7 protein-coding genes and 1 other RNA gene are annotated in these 12,059 nt (G+C 39.3%); 4 read left to right on the forward strand and 4 right to left on the reverse strand.

Annotated features, from left to right (window positions below):
• Positions 1–66 precede the first annotated feature (66 nt).
• Positions 67–433: a transfer-messenger RNA gene (gene ssrA, locus C3007_RS02270) on the forward strand.
• A 270-nt stretch (positions 434–703) separates the two neighbouring features.
• Here the strand turns inward: ssrA and glnS are convergent.
• Positions 704–2,362, reverse strand: a complete 1,659-nt coding sequence (gene glnS, locus C3007_RS02275; RefSeq protein WP_103852893.1) for a glutamine--tRNA ligase — start codon at positions 2,360–2,362, stop codon at positions 704–706.
• Between the two features lie 231 nt (positions 2,363–2,593).
• Here glnS and C3007_RS02280 point away from each other — a divergent pair, with 231 nt between their 5' ends.
• The 3 genes from C3007_RS02280 to tdeA all read left to right on the forward strand — a co-directional run bounded on the left by C3007_RS02280 (position 2,594) and on the right by tdeA (position 7,177).
• Positions 2,594–3,760: an efflux RND transporter periplasmic adaptor subunit gene (locus C3007_RS02280; protein ID WP_103852894.1), complete on the forward strand. Its 1,167-nt coding sequence runs from the start codon at positions 2,594–2,596 to the stop codon at positions 3,758–3,760.
• Between the two features lie 16 nt (positions 3,761–3,776).
• Positions 3,777–5,711 (forward strand): MacB family efflux pump subunit, encoded by a 1,935-nt coding sequence (locus C3007_RS02285; RefSeq protein ID WP_103852895.1) that lies wholly within the window; start codon positions 3,777–3,779, stop codon positions 5,709–5,711.
• 95 nt (positions 5,712–5,806) lie between these two features.
• The gene (gene tdeA / locus C3007_RS02290) at positions 5,807–7,177 is read left to right on the forward strand and encodes a toxin/drug exporter TdeA (RefSeq protein ID WP_103852896.1); all 1,371 of its coding nucleotides are present in this window, start codon (positions 5,807–5,809) and stop codon (positions 7,175–7,177) included.
• Positions 7,178–7,267: 90 nt separating this feature from the next.
• On the opposite strand, the gene C3007_RS02295 is transcribed toward tdeA, so the two are convergent.
• The 3 genes from C3007_RS02295 to lpdA form a co-directional block, all read right to left on the reverse strand.
• Complete coding sequence (locus C3007_RS02295; RefSeq protein ID WP_103852897.1) at positions 7,268–8,716, reverse strand: sulfatase family protein; 1,449 nt, start codon at positions 8,714–8,716, stop codon at positions 7,268–7,270.
• A gap of 3 nt (positions 8,717–8,719) precedes the next feature.
• On the reverse strand, positions 8,720–10,405 hold the full coding sequence (locus C3007_RS02300; RefSeq protein ID WP_103852898.1) for a solute:sodium symporter family transporter: 1,686 nt from the start codon (positions 10,403–10,405) through the stop codon (positions 8,720–8,722).
• A 191-nt stretch (positions 10,406–10,596) separates the two neighbouring features.
• Positions 10,597–12,021, reverse strand: coding sequence for a dihydrolipoyl dehydrogenase (lpdA, locus tag C3007_RS02305; protein ID WP_103852899.1), 1,425 nt, complete (start codon positions 12,019–12,021; stop codon positions 10,597–10,599).
• Positions 12,022–12,059: the final 38 nt, after the last annotated feature.

Below are 12,059 nucleotides of genomic sequence, written 5' to 3' on the forward strand. Positions count from 1 at the left end.
TTCTAGCCTTTTTACTGTATTTCTCTTTAAATTCAATCAATTCCTTGATAGAATTACCGAGTTTTTGGGGCTGATTCTGGATTCGACGGGATTAGCGAAGCCCAAGGTGCACGTCGAGGTGCGGTTGGCCTCGTAAATAAACCGCAAAAAAATAGTCGCAAACGACGAACAATACGCTTTAGCAGCTTAATAACCTGCTCATAGCCTTCTCTCCCCAGCTTCCGCTCGTAAGACGGGGATAAAGAGGAGTCAAACCCAAACGAGATCGCGTGGACGCCTCCGCTTGAGGATCGAAACGTTAAATTGAATCAAGCTAGCTTAACTATCGCGTGTCTGTCCGCAGTGGTTAAGTGAAATTAAAGACTAGACTAAACGTGTAGTGCTGAAGGTAGAGTAATTTCGGACGGGGGTTCAACTCCCCCCAGCTCCACCAAATTTGATATAATCCAAGCGTAGTATTAATTCTATTTGTAGAACTTTATAGCTTGGATCTCCCCTTAAAGTTATCCTATTAATCTAACTACTCTCCGCTGTTTATTAAACCTTTTTATTCCTCCTCTTTTTCTTAGATTAAGAATGGTATTAATTTCATCAAAAGCACAACATTATAAACTACTTCTAACCAAGGAAAATTCTCAATAAAAAACGGTAGAAATTCTTATCAAATTCCTACCGCACTTATGTTTTCAATGAAGATGAAAAATTAGAACCCTTCTTTCAAACTTACGGTTAAGCTGAAAATCAGGTGTTCTGGGTGGCTGTCTTTGCTGTCAGCGCAGAAATAGCCTTCACGTTCAAATTGGTAGGCTTTTTCTTCTTGTGCGTTAGCTAAACTTTTTTCCACAAAACCGTGTTTTACCACTAAAGAATTTGGATTTAACACTTCGTAAAGCTCTTCTGCCGCACCTGGGTTTGGCACAGTGAATAATTTGTCGTATAAACGGAATTCCGCTGGCACATTGTCTGTGGCTGAAACCCAATGAATTACGCCTTTGACTTTACGCCCATCTGCAGGATTTTTGCCTAAGGTTTCAGGATCATAAGTACAATAAACGGTGGTGATATTGCCCTCAGCATCTTTCTCCACACGCTCCGCTTTGATCACATAAGCATTACGCAAACGCACTTCTTTGCCTAATACTAAACGTTTATATTGTTTGTTCGCTTCTTCGCGGAAATCCGCTTGATCAATATAAATTTCTTTAGTAAATGGCAATTGGCGATGGCCTAATTCTTCGCGATTTGGGTGATTTGGTGCGGATAGCATTTCTTGCCCGTCAAAGTTTTCAATCACGATTTTTAACGGATTAATCACCGCCATTGCGCGTGGTGCATTTTGGTTAAGATCATCACGAATACAAGATTCTAACGCGCTGAACTCCACCACGTTATCTTGCTTGGTTACCCCAATGCGGCGGCAAAATTCACGGATTGACGCTGGCGTATAACCACGGCGACGTAAACCTGAAATTGTCGGCATACGCGGATCGTTCCAACCATCAACCACTTCATCTTCTACTAATTTCAACAATTTACGTTTAGACGTGAGCGTATATTCCAAGTTCAAACGTGAAAATTCATACTGATGTGGCAATGGGCGTTTAATGGAAATATGCTCAAGCACCCAATCATATAAACGGCGGTTATCTTGGAATTCAAGGGTACAAAGTGAGTGCGTAATGCCCTCAATGGCATCGGAAATACAATGGGTGAAATCGTACATTGGATAAATGCACCATTTATTCCCTGTATTGTGATGTTCCGCAAATTTAATGCGGTATAACACTGGATCACGCATTACCATAAACGGTGATGCCATATCAATTTTGGCACGCAAACTGGCTTTTCCTTCGGCAAACTCGCCATTTTTCATTTTTTCAAATAAGGCTAAGTTTTCTTCCACGCTACGATCGCGATAAGGGCTGTTTTTTCCTGGTTCGGTCAATGTGCCACGATATTCACGCATTTGTTCAGGTGAAAGCTCATCAACATAAGCTAAACCTTTCTCAATTAATTCAATGGCATAGCCATAAAGCGCATCGAAATAATCAGATGCATAACGTGCCTTTCCTTCCCAATGGAAACCAAGCCATTCCACATCTTGTTTAATGGAATCAACATATTCCACATCTTCTTTAACCGGGTTAGTGTCGTCAAAACGCAAGTTACACAAGCCTTTGTAATCTTCTGCAATACCAAAATTTAAGCAGATAGATTTTGCGTGGCCAATATGTAAATAGCCATTTGGCTCAGGTGGAAAACGGGTGTAAACGTGGTTTACTTTCCCTGTTTCCAAATCTTCATCAATAATATGACGAATAAAATTGGTAGGTTGATGTTCGTTCTCTGTAATATGGCTCATTTTGACCTCAAAATATTCTCGATTTTTGTAAAAAAATTGTCGTTTATTTTACTATGTTTAACGGCAGAATTCAAAAGTGCGGTTGATTTTCCTTAGATAAATGATACAATTCACGCCCTAAAATGAACGAACGTTCATTCAGTGTAAATTTATTTTTCTTAAGCTCTTCTTAAGAAAGATTTTCTACTATAATCATCGAATAAAACGATTGTTATTTTTCTCGGAGTTTTTATGCGTAAAAAAACGATTTTTTCCCTACTTACCATTGGGTTAGTGGCATTTGGTGCTTATAGTTATTTCACCCATTCTAATCAACAAGAAACAACCTATTTAACAGAAAATGTACGCCGTGGCGAAATCAAAAAATCAGTGATTACCGTAGGCTCAGTTCGAGCTTATAACCGTGTGGAAGTGGGAGCACAAGCTTCAGGTAAAATTGAGAAAATTCACGTCGTACTAGGACAACATATCAAACAAGGAGATTTAATCGCAGAAATTGACTCTAAAAATCAAGTGAATGCGTTAAATTCAGCACAAGCAGAATTAAAAGCCTACCAAGCTCAGCTCAATGCAAAACAAGTGGCTTATAATGTGGCGAAATCTGCCTATGATCGCCTTGCGAAATTATATGCGAGTAAATCCACGTCTTTAGATGAACTGAATGCGGCGAAAAATAATTTATCCTCTGCCAAAGCGGCGATTTCTGAAGTGGAAGCTGCCATTCAACGTGCGGAAATTCAAGTAGATACGGCAAAAACCAATTTACAATATACCCAAATTCTTTCGCCTTTAGACGGCACAGTGCTGTCCATTCCCGTATCAGAAGGGCAAACGGTGAACGCCAACCAAACTACCCCAACCATTGTACAAGTGGCGGATTTAACGAAGATTTTAATTAAGCCAGAAATTTCTGAAGGCGACATTACCAAAGTGAAAGCAGGAATGGCGGTGGAATTTACCACCCTTTCTGAACCAGACAAAGTCTATCATTCAACCATTCATTCTGTTGATCCCGCCATCACCACGCTCACGGATAACGAATATAAAGAAAGTGCCTCAAATACCAGTGCGGTTTATTACTATGCCAATGTTTTAATAGATAATCCTGATAACCAACTGCGTATTGGAATGACTACGCAAAATACCATTATCATTTCCGATGTACAAAATACCCTACTGGTTCCTACCATCACGTTACACAAGGAAGGAAAAGAAACCTTTGTTAATATATTGAAAGACAATGATAAAGTAGAAAAACGCACCGTTGTTACAGGGTTAAGCGATGATATGAATACGCAAATTTTAAATGGATTGGAAGAAGGGGAAAAAGTGATTTCCTCGCAAGTAACCAGTGATGAAAAAGTGGGAAATACTTTCCGCGGTCCTCGAATTTTATAAAGTGCGGTGGTTTTTTATGAATATTATTGAATTAAGCCACATCAACAAATTTTTCGGTGAAGGCGAAAACTGCACTCAGGTGTTAAAAGACATCAATTTAGACATTAAAAAAGGCGATTTTATTGCCATTATTGGCCAATCCGGTTCAGGCAAATCCACCTTGATGAACATTATTGGTTGCTTGGATACAGCGACATCAGGCTCTTATAAAGTCGATGGTTTAGAAGTCAGCCAGCTCAATCGTGATCGGCTTTCTGATTTACGGCAGAAAAAATTTGGCTTTATTTTTCAACGCTATAACCTGCTCTCAACGCTAAGTGCGGTGGAAAATGTGGCACTTCCTGCCATTTATGCAGGCATCGATCAACCTACTCGCCTACAACGAGCCAAACAGTTATTAGAAAAATTAGGCTTAGGCGATCACTTAGAAAACAAGCCAAATCAGCTTTCTGGAGGGCAACAACAGCGCGTGAGTATTGCGCGCGCTTTGATGAATGGGGGCGAAATTATTCTAGCCGATGAACCTACTGGAGCATTAGATAGTAAAAGTGGCGAAACCGTGATGGATATTCTCACCCAGCTACACAGCGAGGGGCATACCATTATTTTGGTCACGCACGATAAAAACGTGGCAAATTTTGCTAATCGTATTATTGAGATCAAAGACGGCAAAATTATTGAAGATCGCCGAAAATCGGAACAAATGACCCAAAAACAAGACATTGCACTACAAAGCAGTAAAAGTCGATTACAATTTTATAAAGATCAGTTTATTGAATCCTTCAAAATGTCCATTAAAGCCATTGTGGCACATAAATTGCGTTCTTTGCTAACAATGTTAGGGATTATTATTGGTATTACTTCTGTGGTTTGCGTAGTTGCCTTAGGTAACGGCTCACAACAAAAAATTCTTAGCAACATCAATGCAATAGGAACAAATACAATGGATATTTATAACGGTGCAGGCTTTGGTGATCGGCGCGCAGCGAAAAATCAAAATCTTACCGTAGCAGATGCCGATATGCTTGCCAAACAAAGCTATATTGCCAGCGTTACACCAAATAGTTCGGTAAACGGCACGCTCACTTACGGTAACCAAAGTTTCACCGCCCAAGTGCGTGGTGTGGGAGAGCAATATTTTAATGTCCGCGGTTTAAGCAAAGCTGAAGGCATATTTTTCAGCGCAGACGCCGTAAAACACAGCGAACAAGTAGCCGTGATTGATGAAAACACGTTACACGAAGTATTCAACAATCAAAATCCCCTTGGCAAAATTTTGATGATCAATAAAAAACCATTGCGCATCATAGGGGTAGCAGCCAGCAATAATATGGTAACGAATAATTCTAGCCTGAATATTTATATACCTTACACAACAGCAATGAACAAAATTTCTGGTAATAAAAAAATTAGCTCAATCACAGTAAAGATTAACGATGAAATTAGTTCTAAAGTGGCAGAAAAAGATCTCACTCGCCTGCTCACCGTGCGCCATGGCAAAAAAGATTTTTTTATATTCAACACCGATACGATCAAGCAAACTATCGAAAAAACAACAAATACAATGAAGTTGCTGATTTCTTCCATTGCCATTATTTCCCTTGTTGTAGGCGGCATTGGGGTGATGAATATTATGCTGGTTTCGGTAACCGAGCGAACCAAAGAAATTGGCGTACGAATGGCCATTGGCGCAAGACAATTTAACATCTTGCAACAATTTTTAATTGAAGCGGTGCTGATTTGCTTAATTGGTGGCATCACTGGCGTGGTGCTATCAATGGTGCTAGGCACAGTGTTTAATTGGCTGGTGAAAGATTTTACCATGATCTTTTCCACCTTCTCGATTATCGCCGCGCTGCTCTGCTCAAGCTTAATTGGCGTGATTTTTGGCTATATGCCAGCAAAAAATGCTTCGCAATTAAATCCAATTACCGCTTTAGCTCAGGAATAGTTTTTTGATAAAATTTCAACAATCAGGCAATAAAAAATCGGCAAAATTACACCGCACTTTATTTGCCTACGATTTTATTTAATAAGGAAAAAATGATGTTAAAACAATCCAAACTCTCACTTGCTATTGGCTTGTCTGTGTTGTTAGCTGGCTGTGCGAATCTTGACGATTCTTACAAAGCATCACAACAAGATTTCCAACAATATGAAGAATTAACCAAACAATACAACATTCAAGAAAATTGGTGGACGCTGTATAAAGATCCGCAACTAAATCAGTTAGTTGAACAAGCCTTGGAAAATAACAAAGATTTAGCCAAAGCAGCCATTGCTGTAAATACGGCGCTTTATAACGCGAATTTAATCGGCGCAAATTTAGTACCAAATTTCAGTGGTTCGGTATCTTCTTCAGCTAACAAAAATATTCACGATGGCGGCTCTTCCGTGATTAGCCACGGTGGTGCATTAAACGTGAGTTACACCCTAGATTTATGGCGTCGTTTAGCTGATTCAGCTTCTGCCGCAGAATGGCGACACGCTGCTAGCGAACAAGATCTTGAAGCGGCGCGCATTTCATTAATCAACTCTGTAATCTTAACCTACTATCAACTTGGTTACTTAAATGATGCGATTAGTACCGTGAATAAAACCATCAATTACTATTCCGAAATTAACCGCATTATGCAAAATAAATTCCGCCAAGGCGTGGCAGATCGCGCAAGTTCCGATCAAGCGCAACAAGCGGTTTTAACAGCGCGTAACAGCTTAATCAATTACCAAACGCAAAAGAAAACGGCAGAAGCCACCTTGCGTAACTTATTGAATTTAAAACCAAGTGATCCATTAAAAGTGAACTACCCGCATATTCTTAAAGTAAAAAATGTGGGGGTAAACCTTAATGTGCCTCTTTCTGCCATTGCCAATCGTCCAGACGTAAAAGGCTATCAATATCGCTTAAACAGCGCTTTCAAAGATGCCAAAGCAATGCAAAAAAGCTGGTTCCCAACCATTACCTTGGGCGGAAGTTTAGGTTCTAGCGGCAATAAAATTGACAACGCATTCAACACCCCTATCGCAGGCGGAACAGTCGGAATTAGCTTGCCATTCTTGAGCTGGAACACCGTGAAATGGAACGTAAAAATTTCAGAATCGGCTTATGATCTTGCACTTGTGAACTTTGAACAAAGCATCACCAAAGCCTTAAATGATATTGACACCAACTATTTTGCTTACAACCAAGCGCGTCAAAACTTCGCCAACTTGCAGCAAACCTACAACTACAACAAACGCATCACGCAATATTACAAAAACCGCTATGATGCAGGCATTGCAGAACTAAGAGAATGGTTAAACGCCGCAAGCACCGAACGCAACTCCGAGCTTTCCATTTTAAATGCAAAATACAACCTCATTCAAAGCGAAAACGCCGTATATAGCGCAATGGGCGGTTATTACTCTGTAAAATAATTATTATTGAGTAACAATTAAAACAAAAGTGCGGTGAAAAAATCAGAAATTTTTTACCGCACTTTTTCTTTTGGTTCTTATTTAGAAGAGTTAGATCTCATTAATAATACGATATACCCAGTTTTCTAATGGATCCTTATACTTCAGCATTTCTGCCCGCATTTCTTCTAACATTTCTTTTTTCACTTGCTGATATTCTGGGTCATAAAACAAATTATGTAACTCCTCAGGATCATTACGAATATCGTACAACTCTCCTACATCACTTGCATTGAAGACCAATTTATAATCTTTCCTACGCCACATTCTCTGTTCAAAATAAACAAAATGCCCTGCAAGTTGAGCTAATACCCCTTTACGAGCATTGGATTTATTTTCTCGCAAAATAGGCAATAGGCTTTCGCCTTGGAAAGTTTCTGGAACAGCTTGCCCAGCAACATCAAACACAGTTGAAGTCAAATCGTGCAGATAAACTAAATTATCGTCCACTTCATTGATACGTGAAGATTCAGGATCTTTAATAATCAGTGGAATATTGTAGGTGGTATCAAACATAAACTCACCTTTTTCAATCATTCTATGTGCTCCCATTGCATCACCATGATCTGCGGTAGCGACAATAAAACAATCTTGATAAAGATTATGTTTTTCAAGGAAGTCAAATAATTCACCGATAGCATCATCAATTAAGGTGATATACCCCCAGAATTTGGTGATCACTTCCTTCCAGCGTTCTTCACTTGCTTCCCACATTCCCCACATTTTAGAAATGGTACGATAATGGCCGGGTTTACCTTCTAAAGGTTTAAAGAAACTTTCATCAAGGACGACATCTTTTGGATCATACATTGAATAATAAGGCTCAGGAAAAATGCAAGGCGTATGCGGCCCCCAGAAATTAATCCAAGTAAAGAAAGGCTTATGCTCAGCAAGAGATTCCAAAATAAAACGTTTCGTTTCATCAATAATAAAATAGGGAATTGTTTGTTCTTTTGTTCCTGAAAGTAAACCACATAATTCTTGCACTCTTAAATGCGGATTATCGCCAAAATAAGCTAGGCTGACTTCTGGCGTAGGGAAGCCTTTTTCTGCAAGCCATTCAGGGTAACGGTTTGGCTGAGTCGGCGCTTGATCAAACACTAAATTTTTATAAACGTGGCTGCCCGGATAACCATATCCGTCAAAATTATGCCCTTTAATACCGTAATCTCTTGGAACAGATCTCGTACCAACGTGCCATTTTCCAGCAACATAACAATTATAGCCCTTCAGTTTTCCTATGTGCGGTTGTTCTGCCGGAATTTCTCCTGTTCCACCTTTTTCACCATTTCGAATAATGCCATGGGTAGAAGGCATTTGCCCTGTAAAAAGTGATGTTCTAGCAGGGCCACAAACTGAAGCTGGCGTGAAGGCATTATCAAAACGAACACCTTCTCTCGCTAAACGATCTAAATTCGGCGTTTTTACAATCTTATGCCCATAAGTACCGAGCATATCTTTTCTAACTTGATCTAAAAGAATATAAATTACATTTTTCATTAGTTACACCTTTTTCTTATTTCGACCAATTACCACAAATAAAATCACTTGAAGAATTGCGTAAGCAGCAAGTACCCAAAGTGGTTTACCATTTTCTGAAGCAAGTCCAATTGGAGAAAGTAACGCATAAAGAGAAACTAAACCTAATGCAAGTGATGCCACAGTGATATTAACATATTCCCAGTTGCTTAAATCTACATTGCTTTGGTTCGATACGTTATCAACATAAGGTGTTTTTCTGCGTAAGAACGAACCTAATACTAGCATTAATACGACATCAAAAACGAATAGTGCAGCCATTACATACACAAAATTCACTTTTACATTAAATACCCAAACAATAAGGAAATATAAAATAACATGTACCAATAAGGCAATACGCTCTGCTAGTCCCGATACAGTTTTATTGAATAATCCCACTGCAAATAGAGCAACAATAGGAATATTCACAAAACCTGCAAAACGTTTAGTCAGTAAGAAAATGCCATCTGTACCAAACATAAGCAATGGTCCAATAATGATGGTGATAACTGCCATGACTGCCGAGACTTTTTTCGCATAAACAATTAATTCAGTTTCACTAAAGGTTCTTTTGGTTAGTGAAGGCAATAAGTCTTTACAATAAATTGTTGCTGCTGAATTTAAGAATGAATTGAATGTACTTAAAATTGCACCAAATAAAGCCGCAATAAAGAAGCCTTGTAGGACTGTTGGCAAAACGCGATTAACTAATTCAGGATAAGATAAATCAATTGGATTTAGTCCTTCACCTAAAATATGGAAACTCAGTAACCCCGGTAAATTAAGAATAATCGGCAATAAGAGCAAGAAAAGCGCAGCAATTAAAATCCCTTTTTGCCCCGCTTTTAAATCTTTCGCACCTAATGCACGTTGCACAATCGCTTGATTGGTTGTCCAATAGAAAAAGTTTACGATCAAAATCCCCGTAAACATTGCTGGCCAAGGTACAGCATCTGTCGCACTACCAATAGCATTAAATTTTTCAACGTGCGTTGTGCCAATAATATGCAAACCTTCCATAAAACTGCCATTGCCTAAATAAATTAAGGCAAAAATTGGTACTAGAATAGCCCCAATGACCAAAATAATAGCATTCGCAGTATCTGATACTGCCACCGCTTTTAAACCACCAAAAATAGCATAAATCGCACCAATAACACCTATCGCCATTACGGTGTAAACAATGGATTCACCATAGCTAATTCCAAATACGGTTTCCAAATTGAAGATTTTATTGAAGGCAATTGCCCCTGTATAAAGTGCGGTGGGAATAACGATAAATAAATAGAATACTAAAAATAACCCAGACATTATTAAGCGTGTTTGACGATCAAAACGGCTTTCAAAGAATTCTGGAATTGTCGTGTAGCCATTACGAATATATTTCGGTAATAAATACAAAGCCAAAAAACAAAGCGGAATGACTGATTGAACCGTCCAAGCAATAATAGAAAAATTGCCTTTATAGGAATTGGCATTGACACCAATTAATTGTTCAGTAGAAAGTGAAGTTAATACCATTGAACACCCAATAACAACTGCACTCAACCCTCGTCCTGCAAGAAAATATCCTTTAGCTGTTGATAAATCATCATTTCTGGTTTTCCGCCAAGAAATCCAAGCCACAAAGCCAGTGACAATAATAAAACTGAAAACTGTCAGAAACATCACTTCCTCCCTATTAGCAGATTAAACTCATAATGAGATTAGTCTATTTATAATAAAGTGCCTATGACAGTAGTCATACTTTGGCTGTGATATTGATCACAAATCTTTCAGTTTAATTAGAATTAAATAAACATTCTTTTTCGCATAAAAAAGCCTTTCATCAGAAAGGCTTTTGAGGGTAACTTAGAAAACTATTTTTTCTTTTTCGCTTTTGGATTTGGTAAGTCGGTGATTGAACCTTCAAACACTTCTGCCGCTAAGCCTACAGATTCGTGTAAGGTTGGGTGAGCGTGGATAGTTAATGCAAGATCTTCTGCATCACAACCTATTTCAATGGCAAGACCAATTTCACCTAGCAATTCACCACCGTTTGTTCCTACGATCGCACCACCGATAATGCGGTGAGTGTCTTTATCGAAGATCAATTTGGTTAAACCATCTGCACAGTCAGAGGCGATCGCACGACCTGAGGCTGCCCAAGGGAATTTCGCCACTTCGTAGTTAATGCCTTCGGCTTTACATTCTTTCTCGGTTTTACCTACCCAAGCTACTTCTGGCTCAGTATATGCGATAGATGGAATCACTTTCGGATCGAAATAGTGTTTTTGTCCTGCGATAACTTCTGCTGCAACGTGGCCTTCGTGTACGCCTTTGTGAGCAAGCATTGGTTGTCCCACAATATCACCAATCGCGAAGATGTGTGGTACGTTGGTACGCATTTGTTTATCTGTATGGATAAAGCCGCGATCGTCCACTTCTACGCCTGCGACATTAGCATCGATCAATTTACCATTTGGTGTACGACCGATCGCCACTAATACAGCATCATAACGGCGTGTTTCGTTCGCTGCTTTGCCTTCCATTGAGACATAAATACCGTCTTCTTTCGCTTCAACTGCGGTTACTTTGGTTTCAAGTAATAAGTTGAATTTCTTCTCGATACGTTTAGTGTAGATTTGAACAATATCTTTATCCGCTGCTGGGATCACTTGATCAAACATTTCTACTACGTCAATGTTAGAACCGAGTGCGTGATATACCGTACCCATTTCAAGACCGATAATACCACCGCCCATAATTAATAGGTTTTTCGGCACTTCTTTTAATTTAAGTGCGTCTGTTGAATCCCAAATGCGTGGATCTTCGTGTGGGATAAATGGTAATTGAATTGGGCGTGAACCTGCTGCGATAATAGCATTATCAAAATGAATGGTGGTTTCCCCTTCATCGCCTGCAACGATAATGGTGTTAGGGCCTGAGAATTTACCGTAACCGTTTACCACTTGCACTTTACGCATTTTAGCCATTCCAGCTAAGCCGCCGGTTAATTGGTTGATTACTTTTTCTTTCCAACCACGGATTTTGTCAATGTCAGTTTGTGGTTCGCCAAATACGATACCGTGTTCTGCTAAAGATTTTGCTTCTTCAATCACTTTGGCAACGTGTAATAAGGCTTTAGATGGGATACAACCCACGTTCAAGCACACCCCTCCAAGGGTTGAATAACGTTCAACGATCACCGTATCTAAACCTAAATCCGCACAACGGAATGCCGCCGAATAACCTGCGGGGCCTGCACCAAGTACAACAACTTGTGTTTTAATCTCTTTATTCATTTTCTACCTCGTTAAATTCTTGCGGTTTTTACACCGCA

Origin of the sequence: Avibacterium gallinarum (assembly GCF_002921135.1) — a bacterium.
Classification (GTDB): Bacteria; Pseudomonadota; Gammaproteobacteria; order Enterobacterales; family Pasteurellaceae; genus Avibacterium; species Avibacterium gallinarum.

Bases quoted from the DNA above. Each gene is read 5' to 3' on its own strand.
- glnS (WP_103852893.1), bottom strand. From the start codon at position 2,362: ATGAGCCATATTACAGAGAACGAACATCAACCTACCAATTTTATTCGT.
- C3007_RS02280 (WP_103852894.1), top strand. From the start codon at position 2,594: ATGCGTAAAAAAACGATTTTTTCCCTACTTACCATTGGGTTAGTGGCA.
- C3007_RS02285 (WP_103852895.1), top strand. From the start codon at position 3,777: ATGAATATTATTGAATTAAGCCACATCAACAAATTTTTCGGTGAAGGC.
- tdeA (WP_103852896.1), top strand. From the start codon at position 5,807: ATGTTAAAACAATCCAAACTCTCACTTGCTATTGGCTTGTCTGTGTTG.
- C3007_RS02295 (WP_103852897.1), bottom strand. From the start codon at position 8,716: ATGAAAAATGTAATTTATATTCTTTTAGATCAAGTTAGAAAAGATATG.
- C3007_RS02300 (WP_103852898.1), bottom strand. From the start codon at position 10,405: ATGTTTCTGACAGTTTTCAGTTTTATTATTGTCACTGGCTTTGTGGCT.
- lpdA (WP_103852899.1), bottom strand. From the start codon at position 12,021: ATGAATAAAGAGATTAAAACACAAGTTGTTGTACTTGGTGCAGGCCCC.